Annotated in this window: 15 protein-coding genes; 6 read left to right on the forward strand and 9 right to left on the reverse strand. The window is 68.4% G+C overall.

Annotation, left to right across the window (positions count from 1 at the left end):
• Position 1: 1 nt before the first annotated feature.
• The 3 genes from glnA (LC452_RS20740) to LC452_RS20750 are packed head-to-tail and all read left to right on the forward strand — an operon-like array spanning position 2 to position 5,294.
• On the forward strand, positions 2 to 1,339 hold the full coding sequence (gene glnA, locus LC452_RS20740) for a type I glutamate--ammonia ligase (RefSeq protein WP_223628727.1): 1,338 nt from the start codon (positions 2 to 4) through the stop codon (positions 1,337 to 1,339).
• A 9-nt stretch (positions 1,340 to 1,348) separates the two neighbouring features.
• Positions 1,349 to 4,324, forward strand: coding sequence for a bifunctional [glutamine synthetase] adenylyltransferase/[glutamine synthetase]-adenylyl-L-tyrosine phosphorylase (locus LC452_RS20745; RefSeq protein WP_223628728.1), 2,976 nt, complete (start codon positions 1,349 to 1,351; stop codon positions 4,322 to 4,324).
• Positions 4,325 to 4,373: 49 nt separating this feature from the next.
• Positions 4,374 to 5,294, forward strand: coding sequence for a diacylglycerol kinase family protein (locus LC452_RS20750; RefSeq protein WP_223628729.1), 921 nt, complete (start codon positions 4,374 to 4,376; stop codon positions 5,292 to 5,294).
• Between the two features lie 23 nt (positions 5,295 to 5,317).
• On the opposite strand, the gene LC452_RS20755 is transcribed toward LC452_RS20750, so the two are convergent.
• The 5 genes from LC452_RS20755 to glnA (LC452_RS20775) all read right to left on the reverse strand — a co-directional run bounded on the left by LC452_RS20755 (position 5,318) and on the right by glnA (LC452_RS20775) (position 10,108).
• A complete protein-coding gene (locus tag LC452_RS20755; RefSeq protein WP_263294376.1) occupies positions 5,318 to 6,472 on the reverse strand; it encodes an AI-2E family transporter in 1,155 nt (384 codons plus the stop codon).
• Positions 6,473 to 6,557: 85 nt separating this feature from the next.
• Positions 6,558 to 6,764 carry a hypothetical protein gene (locus tag LC452_RS20760; protein ID WP_223628731.1) on the reverse strand — a complete coding sequence of 69 codons (207 nt, stop codon included), beginning with the start codon at positions 6,762 to 6,764 and terminating at the stop codon, positions 6,558 to 6,560.
• 65 nt (positions 6,765 to 6,829) lie between these two features.
• Complete coding sequence (locus LC452_RS20765) at positions 6,830 to 7,318, reverse strand: pyridoxamine 5'-phosphate oxidase family protein (protein ID WP_223628732.1); 489 nt, start codon at positions 7,316 to 7,318, stop codon at positions 6,830 to 6,832.
• 98 nt (positions 7,319 to 7,416) lie between these two features.
• Positions 7,417 to 8,574: an AI-2E family transporter gene (locus tag LC452_RS20770; RefSeq protein ID WP_223628855.1), complete on the reverse strand. Its 1,158-nt coding sequence runs from the start codon at positions 8,572 to 8,574 to the stop codon at positions 7,417 to 7,419.
• A gap of 109 nt (positions 8,575 to 8,683) precedes the next feature.
• Positions 8,684 to 10,108, reverse strand: a complete 1,425-nt coding sequence (gene glnA / locus LC452_RS20775) for a type I glutamate--ammonia ligase (protein WP_223628733.1) — start codon at positions 10,106 to 10,108, stop codon at positions 8,684 to 8,686.
• 121 nt (positions 10,109 to 10,229) lie between these two features.
• Between glnA (LC452_RS20775) and LC452_RS20780 the strand changes: the two genes are divergently transcribed.
• On the forward strand, positions 10,230 to 10,658 hold the full coding sequence (locus LC452_RS20780) for an RDD family protein (RefSeq protein WP_223628734.1): 429 nt from the start codon (positions 10,230 to 10,232) through the stop codon (positions 10,656 to 10,658).
• A gap of 7 nt (positions 10,659 to 10,665) precedes the next feature.
• Here the strand turns inward: LC452_RS20780 and LC452_RS20785 are convergent, their stop codons facing one another.
• The gene (locus LC452_RS20785) at positions 10,666 to 11,154 is read right to left on the reverse strand and encodes a RimK/LysX family protein (RefSeq protein WP_223628736.1); all 489 of its coding nucleotides are present in this window, start codon (positions 11,152 to 11,154) and stop codon (positions 10,666 to 10,668) included.
• Between the two features lie 17 nt (positions 11,155 to 11,171).
• Between LC452_RS20785 and LC452_RS20790 the strand changes: the two genes are divergently transcribed.
• Positions 11,172 to 12,359, forward strand: a complete 1,188-nt coding sequence (locus LC452_RS20790; protein WP_223628737.1) for a RimK family alpha-L-glutamate ligase — start codon at positions 11,172 to 11,174, stop codon at positions 12,357 to 12,359.
• 59 nt (positions 12,360 to 12,418) lie between these two features.
• On the opposite strand, the gene LC452_RS20795 is transcribed toward LC452_RS20790, so the two are convergent.
• A complete protein-coding gene (locus LC452_RS20795) occupies positions 12,419 to 13,129 on the reverse strand; it encodes a DUF4191 domain-containing protein (protein ID WP_223628738.1) in 711 nt (236 codons plus the stop codon).
• Positions 13,130 to 13,284: 155 nt separating this feature from the next.
• On the opposite strand from LC452_RS20795, the gene LC452_RS20800 reads away from it, so the two are divergent.
• Positions 13,285 to 14,745, forward strand: coding sequence for a hypothetical protein (locus tag LC452_RS20800; protein WP_223628739.1), 1,461 nt, complete (start codon positions 13,285 to 13,287; stop codon positions 14,743 to 14,745).
• Positions 14,746 to 14,753: 8 nt separating this feature from the next.
• Here LC452_RS20800 and sucB read toward each other — a convergent pair whose 3' ends face one another.
• On the reverse strand, positions 14,754 to 16,589 hold the full coding sequence (sucB, locus tag LC452_RS20805; RefSeq protein WP_223628741.1) for a 2-oxoglutarate dehydrogenase, E2 component, dihydrolipoamide succinyltransferase: 1,836 nt from the start codon (positions 16,587 to 16,589) through the stop codon (positions 14,754 to 14,756).
• Positions 16,590 to 16,656: 67 nt separating this feature from the next.
• A complete protein-coding gene (gene lpdA, locus LC452_RS20810) occupies positions 16,657 to 18,030 on the reverse strand; it encodes a dihydrolipoyl dehydrogenase (protein WP_223628743.1) in 1,374 nt (457 codons plus the stop codon).
• Positions 18,031 to 18,033 lie beyond the last annotated feature (3 nt).

Genomic DNA, 18,033 nt, shown 5'->3' on the forward strand with positions numbered 1-18,033 from the left:
CATGGACAAGCAGAGGGACTTCGTCCTCCGGACCATCGAGGAGCGCGGCGTCAAGTTCGTGCGCCTGTGGTTCACCGATGTCATCGGCACGCTCAAGTCGGTCGCGATCGCGCCGGCCGAGGTCGAGGGCGCCTTCGCCGAGGGCATCGGATTCGACGGTTCGGCGATCGAGGGCCTCACGCGCAGTCACGAGTCCGATCTGCTCGCTCAGCCCGACCCGACGACGTTCCAGACACTGCCGTGGCGCGGGGAGATCGATCCGACCGCGCGCATGTTCTGCGACCTCACGACCCCCGACGGGCAGCCGGCGGTCGCCGACCCGCGGCAGGTCCTCAAGCGCACGCTGGCCAAGGCCGCCGATGCCGGCTTCACCTTCTACACGCACCCCGAGATCGAGTTCTACCTGCTCAAGTCGTCGTCGTTCGGCCCCGAGGGGCCGGTGCCGGTCGACTCCGCCGGCTACTTCGACAACGTGCCCGGCGGCACCGCGCACGACTTCCGTCGTCGCTCGGTGCGGATGCTGGAAGACCTCGGCATCTCCGTGGAGTTCAGCCACCACGAGGGCGGACCCGGTCAGAACGAGATCGACCTCCGCTACGCCGACGCGCTCACCACGGCCGACAACATCATGACCTTCCGCACGGTGATCAAGGAGGTGGCGATCGAGCAGGGCGTCTACGCGACGTTCATGCCGAAGCCTCTCAGTGGCCACCCGGGCAGCGGCATGCACACGCACATGTCCCTGTTCGAGGGCGACCAGAACGCCTTCTACGAGGAGGGCGCGAAGTACCAGCTCTCCAAGACCGGACGCCACTTCATCGCCGGTCTCCTGCGTCACGCGAACGAGATCGCCGCCGTGACGAATCAGTTCGTGAACTCGTACAAGCGCCTCTGGGGCGGCGATGAGGCCCCGAGCTTCGTCACGTGGGGCCACGCGAACCGTTCGGCGCTCGTGCGGGTGCCGATGTACAAGCCGAACAAGGGGCAGTCCTCGCGCGTCGAGTACCGCGCTCTCGACTCGGCGGCCAACCCGTACCTCGCGTACTCGCTGCTGCTCGCGGCGGGCCTGAAGGGCATCGAAGAGGGCTACGAGCTCCCGCCCGAGGCCGAGGACAACGTGTGGGCGCTGAGCGACGCCGAACGGCGCGCGCTGGGCTATTCCGCCCTTCCGGCGAGCCTCGATCACGCGCTCGAGTTCATGGAGGGGTCCGAACTCGTCGCCGAGACGCTGGGCGAGCAGGTGTTCAACTACGTCCTGCTCAACAAGCGCAAGGAGTGGGAGGCCTACCGCGGTCAGGTCACGCCGCTGGAGCTGAAGAACAACCTCGAACTCCTCTGAGCGTCGCGCATGGCCCGTCCGGACGATTCCGTCTCTCTCTCCGCTCTGGCCAGGCTCGGCTTCGCCGAGCTGAGCGAGGCGGCAGCATCCCTGTCGGAGCTGGCGAGCATCCTCGACATCTCGAGGGCGTCGTTGCTCGAAGGCGCGGATGCCGCGGATCCCGATGCCGCCGTGCGCGGGATGGTGCGCGTCGCCCGTCGGGATGCGGTGCCGCTGAAGGCGCTCCTCGACGATGCCGAGTCGCGCCACCGCGTGTGGCGGGTCTTCGGTGCCTCGGAGGGTCTCGCCGACTTCTTCCTCCGGCATCCGGACCAGCTCACGGTGCTGGGGGAGTCGAACGCGGCTCTCCCGACCCCGGCGGCGCTTCGCACGCACATGCTGGACGCGGTCGGAACCCAGGACGGGTTCGCGCGCTCCGGCGATGACGCGGCCGTGGTCGCCGTGCGCGTCGCGTATCGCCGGAGCCTCGCGGCCATCGCCGCCTACGACCTGACTCACCCGGAACCGCAGACCGAGGTCGCCGGTGTGTCGGCCGCACTGGCGGACGCCGCGGGAGCGGCACTCGAGGCCTCCCTGGCGATCGCCCGCGCGCGTGTCCGAGACACCGTCCCGGCGGAGCAGGTCGCCGCCACGCGGCTCGCGATCATCGGGATGGGGAAGTCCGGAGCCCGGGAGCTGAACTACGTCAGCGATGTGGACGTCATCTTCGTCGGCGGGACGATCGACGAAGAGGTCGTCGCCGAGCCGCGGGCGATCGACATCGCCACCCGATTGGCCCGCGAGACGATGCGGGGCCTCGACAGCATCGAGGTCGAGCCGCCGCTGTGGGAGGTCGACGCCAACCTGCGCCCCGAGGGCAAGCAGGGTGCCCTGGTGCGCTCGCTCGCCTCCCATCTCGCCTATTACGACCGCTGGGCGAAGAGCTGGGAGTTCCAGGCGCTGCTGAAGGCGCGACCGCTCGCCGGAGATCCCGAGCTCGGCGCGGAGTACATCGCGGCCGTGCAGCCGAAGATCTGGTCGAGTGCCGCCCGCGAGGACTTCGTCGAGAGCGTCCAGAAGATGCGGGAACGCGTGACCGAGCACATCGACCCGGAGGACGCGCCCTATCAGCTGAAGCTCGGCGCGGGCGGGTTGCGTGACATCGAGTTCACGGTGCAGCTGCTCCAGCTCGTGCACGGACTGACCGACGAGTCGCTGCGCACCCGCGGCACACTCGAGAGCCTCGACGCGCTCGTCGCCGGGGGCTACATCGGACGAGCGGATGCCGCGACGTTCGCGGACGACTACCGCGTCCTGCGGCTGATGGAGCACCGCCTGCAGCTGCGTGAGCTCAGTCGCACCCATCTCCTGCCGCGGACGCCCGCGGGACTGCGCGTGCTGGCCCGCAGCACGGGCCTGGCCGAGAGCGGCGAGGGCATCTGGAGCCGGTGGGAGAGCGTGCGCCGCGAGGTGCGCGAGATCCACACGCGCCTGTTCTACCGCCCGCTCCTCAGCGCCGTCGCCGGGCTCCCCGAGGAGGAGCGCACGCTCTCGGCCGCGCAGGCGCACGATCGCCTGGCCGCCATCGGCTTCCGCGATCCGGCGGGAGCACTGCGGCACATCGGCGCACTGACCACCGGGCTCAGCCGCAAGGTGACGATCCAACGCGCGCTGATGCCGATCATGGTGCGCTGGTTCGCCGACGGCAGCGACCCCGACTACGCCCTCATCGCGTTCCGGCGGATCAGCGAGCGGCTGGGGGACACGCCGTGGTTCCTGCGCATGCTCCGCGACTCGTCCGGAGCCGCCGAGAGCCTGACGCGCCTGCTGTCGTCATCCCGCTACATCGGCGAGCTGATGGAGTGGATCCCCGAATCGGTCGCATGGCTCGACAGCGCCGAGCGCCTGCGTCCGAGAGGAGCGGCCGCGCTCGACGAGGAGGCGCGCGCGATCCAGACGCGCCACGAGACGGTCACCGATGCGCTGCGTGCCGTTCGCGCCCTGCGACGCCGCGAGCTGCTGCGCACGGCCATGGGAGGCGTCCTCGACGTCCTGTCGATCGAGGAGGTCGCGACCGCTCTCACCGAGATCACCGAGGTGACGATCCAGGCCGCCCTCCGTGCGGTGATCAGGGAGGTCGTCCCGCCGGAGGACGACGCCCTCGACTTCGCGGTGATCGCGATGGGTCGCTTCGGCGGCGCCGAGCTCGGCTTCGGATCCGACGCGGACATCCTGTATGTGTACGACGCCAACGGAGTCGACGGACAGCGCGCCCAGACCCTCGCGACGCAGATCGTCGCGGGGCTGCGCGAGCATCTCACGGACCATCGCGTTCCCCTGGACCTGGATGCCGATCTCCGCCCGGAAGGCCGTCAGGGGCCCGTCGTACGGTCCATCGAGGCCTATACGGAGTACTACCGGCGCTGGTCGCTGTCCTGGGAGGCGCAGGCTCTGCTCCGCGCCCGAGGCGTCGCGGGCAGCTCGAAGCTGATCGGCCGGTTCACGGTGCTCGCGGACTCGATCCGCTATCCCGAGACCGTCGACCTGCAGGGCACGCGTGAGATCAAGCGGATCAAGGCGCGGGTCGAGGGGGAGAGGCTGCCCCAGGGCGCCGATCCGCGTCGACACCTCAAGCTGGGTCCCGGCACCCTCAGCGACGTCGAATGGCTCGTGCAGCTGTTCCAGCTCCAGCACGCGCATGACGTTCCCGGGCTGCGCACGACGTCGACGATCTCCGCGTTGGGCGCTGCGGTCGAGGCCGGCCTGGTGCCCGAGAGCGATGCCGAGCTCCTCCGAGAAGCGTGGCGCCTGGCGAGCCGGCTCCGCTCGGCGATCACGCTCCTGACCGGGAAGACCAGCGACGTGCTGCCGGCCGACCGCCGCGAGCTCGATGCGATCGCGCGACTCCTGGGCTATCCCGATCGCTCGGCGACCGAGCTCGAAGAGGACTATCTCGGAGTCACCCGGCGGGCGCGAAAGGCGTTCGAGCACCTCTTCTACGGCTGATCGCGCGCCTGAGTTTGCAGTATCCGGCGCGGTGACTCAAGCTGACGCTATGACCCACGCACGCATCGGCATCGTCTGGAACCCCTCGAAGGTGGAGCAGGAGGTTCTGCAGGACGCGGTGAGCAGCGTATTCGACGAGGACACCGATGTCCGCTGGTGGGAGACGACCCCGGAGGATCCGGGCCGCGGCATGGCGCGTGAGGCGCTCGAGGACGACCGCGACATCGTCATCGCCGTCGGCGGCGACGGCACTGTCCGCGCGGTCGCCGAGTCGCTGGCCGGTTCGGAGACGGCGCTCGGGATCGTCCCGCAGGGCACGGGCAACCTCCTCGCGCGCAACCTCGAGGTGCCCCTCAACGACGTGAAGGCCGCGCTCGAGCGCGTGCGCGACGGTGAGCCCCGTCGTATCGACCTGGGCTGGGTGTCGTACGACGGCACCGAGCACGCCTTCGCCGTGATGGTCGGCTTCGGCGTCGACGCGCAGATGCTCGTCGAGACCGACGACGACCTCAAGTCGAAGGCCGGATGGCTGGCCTACGTCGAGGCGATGGGCCGCGCTCTGGCCGGGACCGAGATGACCGACATCACGCTCGCGATCGACGGCGAGAAGGCGGTCGCCGTGCGCGGTCACACCATGCTGATCGGCAACTGCGGAATGGTGCAGGGCGGCATCCGCCTGCTTCCCGACGCCGTGCTCGATGACGGCAAGCTCGACGTGCTGATGATCAGCGCCGACGGTGCGCTGCAGTGGCTCGACACTCTCCGGTCGTTCGTCTGGGACAACGGCATCCGTCGTCTCTTCGGCGCCACCGATGAGGCCGTCAGCACCGACTCGGCCCGCCACCTGCCGGTGGAGAACATCTCGGTCGAGCTGAAGACGCCGCTGGTGTTCGAGATCGACGGGGAGGACATGGGCGAGGTGTCCGCGTTCGACGTGCGTGTGCAGCCGGGCGCTCTGCTCGTCCGCTGACCTGAGCCGGATTCAGCAGACGGTCAGAGCGCGACCTCGGGCGGGACGACCTTCCGGTCCTGCGCGGGGAACGTGACCTTCTGCACGATGATGATGACGCTGGCCGCGACGGGGATCGCGACCAGCGCGCCGAGGATGCCGCCGAGTGCGCCGCCGGCGACCGCCGCGATCACCACGAGTGCACCGGGTACGGCCACGGCCTTGCTCATGATGCGCGGCGAGAGCACGTATGCCTCGATCTGCATGTAGACGAGGTAGTAGATGATCGAGATCAGTGCGGTCAGCGGCGAGACGAAGAGGCAGATCAGCGAGTTGATTATCGAGGCGGTGAGGGTTCCGACGAGCGGGATCATCGATCCGATGAAGGCGATGAGCGCCAGCAGAGCGGGCACCGGCGCACCGATGATGCTGAGGAAGATCAGACTCAGCACGCCGTTGATGAGCGCGAGGCTCGCCTGTCCGATCACGTAGCGGCCGACAGCCCCGGAGACGTCTTCCAGCAGCTCGCTGAACGTGTCGCGCTGGTAGGCGGGAACGAAGCGGGCGGCGGTGCGCTTCATGCTGCGCAGTGAAGCCATGAAGTACAGCGTGAGGATCAGCACGATGGTGATGCCGGTGAAGCCGCCGGCTATCCCGGCACCCACCGCGAAGACGCCACCGCCGATGTCGGCGTAGTTCCCTGGATCCTGGAAGAAGCCGAGCACACCCTGCACCGCGTCCTCGATGTTCGAGCCGAACTGGCCGCTGACATCCTTGAACCAGTCGGTGTTCATGAAGTCCTGCACCATCGTCGGGCCGTTCTTGATCAGGTTGCTGATCTGCTCGACGAGAAGCGGGACGATCGCGAGGATGATGCCGGCGAACGCCAGGACGACGGCCGCGACGACGATGGCCACCGCGGCGGCGCGCGGAAGCTTCTTCTCGATGAAACGGACGATGGGGTCGAGGCCGAGCGCGAGGAAGACGGCGACGCCGATGTACACGAGCACCGTGGCCAGCTGATTGACGATGCCGCCGATGACCAGGGCCACCAGCACGCCGAGCGCGCCAAGGAGCCCGAACATGAACGGATTGGTGCGAGCGTACGCCGCCACCGCGTTCGACGGCTGTGAGCGCTTCGCGGGCGCCGGAGCGACCGCTGCAGCATCGTTCTTCGCGATCACTCTTCTACGGCGCATGATTCCCCCGGTCAGATGTCAGACTCATCAGTTGATCATCCCTCATCAACCCGGTCAAGCCGGTGGACACGCGAGGGCGCGGGGGTCAGTCCGCGTCGTCCTTCTTCTTCCCTGCCGTGTCGAACGCGATGCCGAGGCAGAGGCCGATCGAGATCCCGAACCCCATGCCGATCGCGATGTTGTCGAACAGGAGCAACCCCATGGCCGCGCCGATCGGCAGCCCGAGGGCGATGCCGATGGCGAGACCGTTGTAGGAGGTCTTCTTGTCGGAGCCTTCTTCTGAATCGCTCATGACAGCGAGGCTAGGCGCACGCGATGCCCCCGCACATCCGTCGTGCGGGGGACATCGCGCCGCGCTCACTTGCCGGGAAGCTCGACCGTCTCGTTCTCGGCGTCGTACGGCTCGCCGGTGATCTTCGACTTCACGAAGCTGAAGAGCGAGGCGAGCTTGCCGCCCGGGCTGTCCCAGTACTCGGCGGACTCGGCCGAGAACTTCAGCAGTCCGACATCGGGGTCATCCGGGCCGTTCGTGAACCACGCCTCGACGGTCGGGCTCCACAGCTCCTTCACCTTCGCCTTGTCCTCGACGAGCTCTGCGCTTCCCGAGAGCGACACCCACGAGTCGTTCGAGCTCAGCGAGACGCCGACGCGTTCGTCCTTCGCGATGTCGGCGACGAGCGACGCGCTCCTCGAGACGAGGAACCAGAGGTCGCCGTCGAATTCGGACTCCTGCACCGTGAGCGGATGCGCGACGAGTCGATCGTTCGCGTTGCGTGTGGTGAACATCGCGAAGCGGAAGTCCTTGAGCAGCTCCGCGACCCTCTGGGTGTGGGTGGTGTCGGTCATGAGTTCGTCCCTTTCGCGTTGGGTGGAATCTCATCCTCGGCGAGAGGAGCGCGCGTGCCGAGGGGGTTGCGCACCCGCACAGGTCGCGGTACCGCTGCCTATTCCTCGACCCGCTCGCGAGGCGACGGCTGAACTCTCTCGTCGCGCTTCTGCCTGAACGGTCGCGCGGGAGTGTCGGGTCCGTCCCAGACCGTGATGATTCCCCAGGCCGCTGCAGCGAGAGGCACGGAGAGGACCGCGCCCACGATGCCGCCCAGGATGGTGCCGGCGGTGAGGGCGAGCAGGATGACCAGAGCGTGCAGCTTGAGCGATCGCGCCATCACGACCGGCTGCAGGAAGTTGCCTTCCAGCTGGTTCACGAGGACCACGATCCCGACCACGATCAGCGCTGCGACGGGCCCGTGGGTGACGAGGGCGACGAGGGCGGCGAGAATACCGGCGGCGGTCGCCCCGACCAAGGGGATGAACGCGGTCAGGAAGACGATGACGGCCAGTGGCAGCGCCAGGGGGATCTGCAGGATCGCGAGACCGATGCCGATCCCGAGCGCGTCCGCGGCCGCGACGATCGACGTGCCGCGGATGTAGCTGCCGAACACGTCGACGCTCTTGTCGCCGATGCGGCGTGCACGGGCGTAGCTCTCGCCGCTGAAGGGACGCAGCAGAAACTCCCAGATGCGTGGCCCGTCCTTCAGGAAGAAGAACAGCACCACGATCATCAGGACGAGGCCGGTGAAGAAGCTCGCCGTCGCGGAGACTCCGGCCAGAGCGCCCTGCCCGAAGGAGGAGCTCGTCAGGAAATCCTGCGCCGACGCCCACACATCGTCGAGGTCGATCGCGTCGATGTCGAACGGCAGGGTGCCGAGCCAGTCCGTCACTTGGGAGATGCCGTCCGTGGCGGATTCGACGAGGTCATCCCACTGGTTGCGGACCGTGAGCACGATCACCCAGATGACGCCGCCGAGCACAGCGATGATCCCGATGAGAGCGATCCAGGTCGCGAGGATCGAGGGGACTCCACGTCGACGCATCAGGCTGACGAGCGGGTGGATCGCGCACGCGAGGATCAGCGCGATCGTCACCGGGATGAACACCAGCGACAGCTGAGTGATGACGAGCACTCCGACGGCCACGAGGGCGAGGACGGCGAGCGTCTGCAGGCTGCGTGTCGCGACGAGGCCGAAACCGCGAGCCCACAGGCCCTTCACGGGCGGTACCGGTGCCTCGGGGTCCTGCGGTCGTCGAAATATCGGGAACATCATCCAGCACTCCTCAAATAGCCGCGGTCACGCCACCGTATCGTGCAGACGACGAGAAGCCCGCCCCAGCGCGAGGCTGGGGCGGGCTTCCGTGCCGGTCTGCGAGATGTCAGACGCCGAAGTACAGCTCGTACTCGAACGGGTGCGGGCGCTGGGCCATCGGCAGGATCTCGTTCTCGTACTTGTACGAGATCCAGGTCTCGATGAGCTCCTTGGTGAAGACGCCGCCCTCGAGGAGGAACTGGTGGTCCTCAGCCAGTGCGTCGAGCGAGTCCAGCAGGGAGTTCGGGACCTGCGGGATGCCCTTGGCCTCCTCGGGAGGAAGCTCGTAGAGGTCCTTGTCGACCGGCTCGTGCGGCTCGATGCGGTTCTTGATCCCGTCGAGGCCGGCCATGAGCTGGGCGGCGAAGGCGAGGTACGGGTTGCCGGAGGCGTCGGGCGCGCGGAACTCGATGCGCTTGGCCTTCGGGTTGGAGCCCGTGATCGGGATGCGGATCGCGGCGGAGCGGTTGCCGGCCGAGTAGACCAGGTTGACCGGAGCCTCGAAGCCCTTGACCAGACGGTGGTAGCTGTTCAGGGTCGGGTTCGTGAAGGCCAGCAGCGCCGGTGCGTGCGCCAGGATGCCGCCGATGTACCAGCGTGCGACGTCACTGAGCTGGCCGTAGCCCGCCTCGTCGTAGAACAGCGGCTTGCCGCCGTCCCACAGCGACTGGTGCGTGTGCATGCCGGAGCCGTTGTCGCCGTAGAGCGGCTTGGGCATGAAGGTCGCGACCTTGCCCCACTCGTTGGCGGTGTTCTTGACGATGTACTTGAACTTCAGGATGTCATCCGCCGCGTGGACCATCGTGTCGAAGCGGTAGTTGATCTCCTGCTGGCCGGCGGTGCCCACCTCGTGGTGCGAGCGCTCCAGGATGAACCCGGCCTCGATCAGCTTGAGCGTGATGTCGTCGCGCAGGTCGGCCGTCTTGTCGACGGGGGAGACGGGGAAGTAGCCGCCCTTGTACGGGGTCTTGTTGGCGAGGTTTCCGCCCTCTTCCTCACGACCGGTGTTCCACGCCGCCTCTTCGGAGTCGACCTTGTAGAAGCTCTCGCCGGCGGTGACCGAGTAGCGCACGTCGTCGAAGATGTAGAACTCGGCCTCGGGGGCGAAGTAGGCGGTGTCGGCGATGCCGGTGGAGGCGAGGTACTTCTCGGCCTTCTTGGCGACCTGGCGCGGGTCCTTCGAGTAGATCTCGCCGGTGCGCGGGTTATAGATGTCGAAGATCATCACGAGGGTGCTCGCCTCGCGGAAGGGGTCGACGTAGGCCGTCGTGACATCCGGGATGAGCTGCATGTCGGACTCGTGGATGCTCGCGAAGCCGCGGATCGAGGAGCCGTCGAAGAGCTGACCCTCGGTGAAGAACGCCTCATCGACCGTCGCTGCAGGAATGTTGAAGTGCTGCTGCACACCCGGGAGATCGGTGAAACGGATGTCGAGGAACTTGACCTCGTTCTCCTTGATGTAGCTCAGAACCTCGGACGAATCTTTGAACATGTACGACTCCTGGATTGCGGATCGATGGCTTCACGGCCATTGTGCACAGTACGGCTGGGGCGTTTCCCCGGGGTGTCCGTATTGTTTCGGGCATGTTACAGGGGTCGCCTAGGCTGGAGCAGTGACGGATGCTGTGAACACATACCCCGGTGAACGACTCGGACTGCCGTCTTCGGGGTCGGGGAGCGTCGCCCGGGTCGGCCGCCGTATCGGTGCCCTGGCGATCGATTACACGGCTGCGACGATCATCGCGACCGCCTTCTTCGGCTTCGACCAGTTCGCGCTGCCTGCCGAGGCCGGGCTCTCGCAGTTCGCCCCGATGCTCGTGTTCGCGGTGCTGCAGATCCTGTTCATCCCGACCGCGGGCGGCAGCCCCGGCCACCGCATCCTCGGCATGAGGGTCGTGCGCCTCGACGGCGCATGGGTGGGACTGTGGCGGCCGATCGTCCGGACGCTGCTGCTGATCATCGTCGTTCCCGCGGTGATCTGGGATGCCGATCAGCGCGGCCTGCACGACAAGGCCGTCGGCACGATCCTGATCCGCACCTGAGCGGACGTCAGCTGCGCCCGCGATTGCGCCGGCGCGCCTCGCGGGGCGCCCTTCCGCCGAGGAAGGAGCGCGCCGGATCCACGATGTAGCCGTGACGCAGCGCTTCGCGTCCGATCAGCATCCGGAAGCCCATCTCGTCGCGATTGCTCAGGGTGACCTCGGCGAGCACCTCTCGATCCACCAGGCGGACGAGCAGCTTGACCACCAGGCGCTCCTGCGCGTGCCCGGACGAGCTGCGCACCGCACGCCGGTCGTGCACGGGCGTCTCGACGACGACGGCATCCTCCTGGCTGTCCTGCCAGGGCTTGACCCGGAATCGCACCCAGTCCTCGCCCTCGCGCTCGAACTCGTGCACGTCGAACGCGTGCAACGAGGAGGTACGGGCGCCGGTGTCGATCTTGGCCTTGAGCCAGTCGACACCGAGATCCGGAAGGCTCACCCACTCGCGCCACCCCGTAAGGGTGTTTGAATGGGAAGACTTGTTCACTCGACCCATCCTGGCAGGAATTCTTCGTGAAGATCGCAGTGCTCTCCCGTGCGCCGCAGGCGTACTCCACCCAGCGTCTGCGAGCGGCCGCGCTGCAGCGCGGTCACAACGTCAAGGTGCTCAACACCTTGCGGTTCGCGATCGACCTCACCGCCGATGAGCCCGACCTGCATTACCGGGGACGCCAGCTCAGCGACTACGACGCGATCCTTCCCCGCATCGGGAATTCGATCACGTACTTCGGCACGGCCGTGGTCCGTCAGTTCGAGCAGATGGACGTGTACACGCCCAACACCGCGAACGGCATCTCGAGCGCACGCGACAAGCTGCGCGCCAACCAGATCCTCTCCCGACACAACATCGCGATGCCGCCGACCGCCTTCGTGCGCAACCGCGCCGACGTGCGTCCGGCGATCGAACGGGTGGGCGGCGCGCCGGTCGTGATCAAGCTGCTCGAGGGCACCCAGGGGATCGGCGTGATCCTGGCGCCGCAGGTGAAGGTCGCTGAGGCGATCATCGAGACCCTGCACTCGACGAAGCAGAACGTCCTCATCCAGAAGTTCATCTCCGAGAGCCGAGGACGCGACATCCGCGCCCTCGTCGTCGGCGACCGGGTCGTGGCAGCCATGCGGCGATCCGCGGCGGGTGACGAGTTCCGCTCGAACGTGCACCGCGGAGGATCGGTCGCGGCGATCGAGCTGGACCCGGTGTACGAGCGCGCGGCCGTGCGATCGGCTCAGATCATGGGACTGCGCGTCGCGGGTGTCGACATGCTCGAGGGCGAAGACGGGCCGCTGGTGATGGAGGTCAACTCCTCGCCCGGGCTGCAGGGCATCGAGAGCGCCACCAAGCTCGACGTCGCAGGTGCGATCATCGACTACATCGCCGGGCAGGTCGCGTTCCCCGAGATCGACGTGCGTCAGCGCCTCACCGTCTCCACCGGCTACGGCGTCGCCGAGCTCATGGTGCACGGCGCGGTCGACCTCGTCGGCAAGACGCTGGGTGAAGCGGGCCTCTGGGAGCGGGACATCACCGTGCTGACGCTGCACCGCGGTGTGAGCGTCATCCCGAACCCGCGCAAGCACGTGGTGCTGGAGGCAGACGATCGTCTCTTCTGCTTCGGCAAGCTCGACGAGATGCGGTCCATGGTCCCGGAGCGGCGCCGGCGCCGTGCGAAGGTGCGTCGTCTGCCTCGGCAGCCGCTCTCCGAGTGAACGAGAACGCGGCCGCGCCTCGATGAGAGGGCGGCCGCGTCTCGTGGCGGATGCGGGGCTCAGCGCGGACGCTGAGCGCGGACCTTGGTCGGGTCGATGCCCTTCGGGATCGGCAGCGACGACAGCGACTGCGAAACGGAGTCGATGCGCCGGATGACTGCGGCCATGGTGGTCTTGTCGATCGCCTTGGGCAGCTTCTTGATCGTCTTCGAGAGGTCGGCGATCGCGACCTCGTCGTCTCCGTGGCCGACGTAGAGCACCGTCACGGGCACGCCGTGCGCGACGCGCTGGGCCTTGCTGCGCTCCTCGTTGACGAGACGCGTCAGCCGTCCGCGAGTGCCTTCTCCGACGACGACGATGCCACCGCGGCCGATGGTGCGGTAGACGGCTTCCTGCGTCTTCGGGTTGATGCCGACGGGGGTCTCCGAGGCCTGCCAGCTGCGGCCGAGGCTGGTGCTGAGCACGTGGCCGGTCGCTCCCGGCATGCCGTCGATCTTCGTGTACATCGCCGACGTGGAGAGGCGGGTCATCAGGAACAGAGCGCCCAGCACGCCGAGCATCAGTCCGGTGATGCCCCAGAGGATGAGGGTCCAGACCTGGAACGGCGGGATCAGGTAGCCGGCGACGAGGCCGAGCAGGATGCCGGCGACGAGGATCGCGGCCTGCACCCACGGAAGCCAGGTGTAGGCCTCGCGGGTGAACCGGAAGAGGGACTTGATCTGGGAGAAGAACCCAGGACGCTTTTCGGGTTCAGGAGCACGCTTTGCCATGGGCACCAGCCTACCCAGTTCGCGGATGCCGTGATGTCGAGTTCGCGCCCAGCGGAGCACTCGACTCTTCCTCCACATTGGTCGGTATGTCGCGAATCCATCCACATCGACCCCGATCGGTCTCGCGCCGGGCTCCCGTGGGCTGTGATGGGGGAATGGCAGACGTCGAGATCGAAGACCGGGGCACCGCGCTCCTCCCGGGAGCGCACCGCGTGGTCCGCGCACTAGATCCGACCGAGGGCCCGTTCGCCGGCACGCTCGTCACCCGAGGGGACGGGGTGGCTGTGCGGGTGGACGCCGCTTCACTCGCCGGATGGGTGGGGTGGCGATTCGCGGGCGCGGAGCACGTCGCGGGGCCGGTCGACGTCATCCGGCGTGCCGACGGCCACGACGCGCTGCTGCCATGGTGCACCGACCGGGTTCTGGGGTTCCTGGTCCGTCGCACGGCCGCCGACTCCGCGTTGTCGTCGGGCGAATGCAGCACGCTCGTGGTGAGCCTGCTGCGGGGGCTCGATGAGCTCGGAGAGAGCGCCGACGCGGTGCAGACGGGGGTGTGGTGGCTGACCGACGGCGGCCGCCCCACCTTCGTCATCGGGCAGGGCGACGACCCGCGGGCCGGCGCTGCTGAGGTCATCTCCCGGTTGCGGGACGAGTGCGGAGACAAGGCGTTGGGGCGGGTTCTCGCCACGATCGAGGAAGGGCTCGTGAAGGCTCTCCTGCAGCCCAGGGTGCCGCGGCGATCGCTGGAGGACTGGGAGAAGGAGCTTCTGGCGATCGCCGCTCCGCGTCCGCTCGGCCGAGAGGTGCACCCGCCGGAGCGCGCACGCGAGGTCGCGCGGGTGCTCGTTCCCATCGACCGGCGCTCACCGTCGACCCGGGCCTCACGACGTGATGGGCGCAGGCCGTCGGCGCCGAGGCCGCGTTCCTCGGACGTCGTCGCGGGTGCACGACGGCTGCGATCCGTTCTCGAGGGTCTTCGAACGCGCGTCTCGACGAGATCGGGGGCGAGCGTTGCTCGTCGTGGCGCTTCGGTCAGGCCGGCGCCGCGTGCCGGGAGCCGCGCGCGAAGGCGGCCCCTCGTGATCTTCGCCGGGGCCGCGGCGGCCGTCGTGCTCATCGGCGGACTCCTCTGGCCCGCAGGCGGATCCGCGGAGTCAGCGGATGCCGCGCGAGGCGGGTCTGCGTCCACGGAGCCATCCGGCGCGGCCTCCGCGCGACCTCGAGAAGCGGATCCGGAGACCGGCGACCACGATGAACCCGCGGCCACGCCTGCTGCCTCGACTGCGCCCGACGACCCGACCGCCTCGGCGGCCAGTCTGCTGGCGGCGATCGCCGAGTGCCACGCCGCGGACGATCAGGTCTGCGCCGATGCCGTGGCGGCCGGGTCCGCCGGTGTGGTGGAGACGCTCGCATCGGCGGCGGTCGGCACTCCGACGATCGAGCTGGTCGACGAGTACGGCGACGTCGCGGTGGTCAGGCTCGGTGCGCCCGTGGCTGCGCCCGGTGAGGAGGGCGAAGGAGAGCCGGCCGCACCCGAGCAGATGCTCGTCCTCGTGAGGCAAGACGAAAAATGGCTGGTCCGCGACGTCTACGGCGTCGCGGACCAGCCAGGATGATGCGAGTGTCAGGCTCCGAGCTGTGCGGCGAACTGCGCCGCCTCGAGGCGGGCCTTCACTGCGCCCAGGAAGCGAGCAGCGTCGGCGCCGTCGATGATCCGGTGATCGTACGAGAGTGCGAGGTACACGTACGAACGGACCGCGATCGCGTCAGCGCCGCCGACCTTCACCAGGCCCGGACGCTTGACGACCGTACCGGTGCCGAGGATCGCGGACTGGGGGAGGAACACGACAGGCGTGTCGAACAGCGCGCCGCGCGAACCCGTGTTGGTCAGCGTGAACGTGCCGCCCGCGAGCTCGTCGGGCTTCAGCTTGTTATCGCGCGTGCGCGCCGCGAGGTCTGCGATCTCGTGAGCGATCTGCGCGATGTTCTTCGACGCCGCGTCGCGCAGGACCGGAGTGAGCAGGCCGCGCTCCGTGTCGACCGCGATCGACACGTTCTCGCTCGCCGGGTAGACGATCTGCTCGCCGTCGACCGTGGCGTTCACGATCGGGAAGGCCTGCAGGGCCTCAGCGGTCGCGAGAGCGAAGAACGGCAGGAACGACAGCTTGTCGCCGGTCTTCTCCAGGAACGACGCCTTCACGCTGTCGCGGTAGTCCGCGAGAGCCGTGACGTCGACCTCGACGACCGTGGTCAGCTGAGCGGTCTGCTGCATCGACTCGACGGCGCGCTTCGCGAGAACCTTGCGCAGACGCGACATCGGCTGCGTGGTGCCACGCAGCGGCGAGACCTCGAGCGGTGCCGGTGCGGCGGCAGCCGCCGGAGCAGAGGCAGCGGGAGCGCTGGCGGCGGTCTCGGCCGCCTTCAGCACATCTTCCTTGCGGATGCGACCGCCGACACCGGTTCCGGTGACGGACGCCAGATCCACACCCTGCTGCGAAGCCAGGCGGCGCACCAGCGGAGTGACGTAGAGGTTGTCGCTCTCGGTCGGGAGGTTGAGCTTCGGAGCAGCCTCGGCCGCGGGAGCAGCAGGAGCGGATGCCGCAGCGGGTGCCGGCTCGGCGGGTGCCGCCGCGGGTGCGGGAGCGACCGGAGCCGGTGCCGCCTCGGCGGCGGGAGCCTGGGCCACCGGCGCCTCGGCGGCGGGAGCAGCCGGAGCCTCGGCCGGCGAAGCGGGAGTCTCGGTCGGAGCAGCGGGGGCCTCTGCAGCAGGAGCTTCAGCGGAGGGAGCCGCAGCAGGCGCAGCGCCAGAACCGACGCGAGCCAGCACGGCGCCGACGGCGACGGTCTCGTCCTCGGCGGCCACGATCTCCTGCAGGACGCCGGCGACCGGCGACGGGATCTCGGTGTCGACCTTGTCGGTCGAGATCTCGAGAAGAGCCTCGTCGACCTCGACGCTGTCGCCGACCTGCTTCAGCCAGCGCGTCACGGTGCCTTCGGTCACGCTCTCGCCCAGTTCGGGGAGCAGGATGTCCTTGGCGTCTCCGGCGGGCGCGGCCTCAGCGGCCGGTGCAGCTTCAGCTGCGGGTGCCGGTTCTGCGGCGGGCGCGGCCTCGGCTGCCGGCTCTGCGGGAGCCTGTTCAGCCGGAGCCTCTTCAGCCGGAGCGGCCTCGGCAGGTGCTGCCTCAGCCGCGGCCGGAGCGTCCGACGCGGGGGCTGCGGCACTGCCGTCGCCGATGCGGGCGAGAAGTGCGCCGACCTCGACGGTCTCGTCCTCGGACACGAGGATCTCCTCGATCACTCCGCTGACCGGCGAGGGGATCTCGGTGTCGACCTTGTCGGTCGAGATCTCGAGCAGGCCCTCATCCGCCTGGACGGTGTCGCCCACCTGCTTGAGCCAGCGGGTGACCGTACCCTCTGTGACGCTCTCACCGAGAGCGGGGAGGACCACGGATGTGCTCATGACTGAGTCTCCTTCAAGAAGTTGTATGACGCGTATCTAGCTTAGTGACTCGGGCACCGGTTGGTGCTCAGAGGGCGTGCAGCGGCTTTCCGGCCAGTGCGAGGAAGGCCTCGCCGAGAGCTTCGCTCTGCGTGGGGTGCGCGTGGATCAGCGGAGCGATGTCCTCCGGGTGCGCCTCCCAGGCGACCGCGAGCTGTCCCTCGGTGATGAGCTCACCGACGCGATCACCGAGCAGGTGCACGCCGATGACGGGACCGTCCTTCAGGCGGACGACCTTCACGAGGCCGCTCGTGCCGATGATCTCGCTCTTGCCGTTGCCGGCGAGGTTGTACTCGTAGGCGACGACCGCATCGGCGCCGTGCTCGGAGACGGCTGCCTCCTCGGTCACGCCGACCGAGGCGACCTCGGGGCTCGAGTACGTCACCTTCGGGATCTGGGAATCGGGGATGTTGACGGAGGAGAGGCCCGCGATGCGCTCCGCGACCGCGATCCCCTGCTGGAAACCGCGGTGGGCGAGCTGCAGACCGGGGACGATGTCGCCTACGGCCCAGACACCGGGCACGCCCGTGCGCAGCTCCTGGTCGACCGTGACGAAGCCGCGGTCGAGTTTCACTCCGGCCTCCTCGAAGCCGAGATCGGCCGTGACCGGCCCGCGCCCCACGGCGACCAGCAGGTAGTCGGCGGTGAACTCCTTGCCGTCCTCCAGCGTGACGGTCACCGAATTCTCGTCCTGGGTGGCCGTCTGGAACCGCACGCCGAGCGAGTACTGGATGCCGCGACGGCGGAACGCACGCTCGAGGCCCTTGCTGAGTGCGATGTCCTCGTTCGGCACGAGGTGCGGGAGCGCCTCCACGATCGTGACCTCGGAGCCGAAGGAGCGCCACACACTGGCGAACTCCACGCCGATCACGCCGCCGCCGAGCACGAGCACGCGCTCCGGGATGACGTCGAGGGCGAGCGCCTGCTCGCTCGTGAGAATGCGTCCGCCGATCTCCAGTCCGGGCAGCGAGCGGCTGTACGAACCGGTGGCGAGCACGACGTCGGCACCGACGTACACGTCATCGCCGACGCTGATGCTGCGATCCGCGTTCAGACGGCCGAGCCCGGGAACGGTGGTGATGCCCCGTGCCTTGACCAGTCCTTCGAGTCCCTTGAACTTCTTCGCGACGATGCCCTCGCGGTAGGCGCGCACGCCGGCGGGATCGATGCCCTCCAGCGTCGCGGACACGCCCACGTGTGCCGCGTCGCGCACGTGCTCGGCCACCTCGGCCGCGTGCAGGAGAGCCTTCGTCGGGATGCAGCCGCGATGCAGGCAGGTGCCGCCGACCTTGTCCTTCTCGATGAGTGCGACCGACTTGCCGAGCTCGCTGGCCCGCAGGGCGGCTGCGTAGCCACCGCTGCCGCCACCCAGGACCACGATGTCGAAGTTATGGGTTGTCATGTG

The sequence above is a fragment of the Microbacterium sp. EST19A genome (genome assembly GCF_019969685.1).
Taxonomy (GTDB): Bacteria; Actinomycetota; Actinomycetes; order Actinomycetales; family Microbacteriaceae; genus Microbacterium.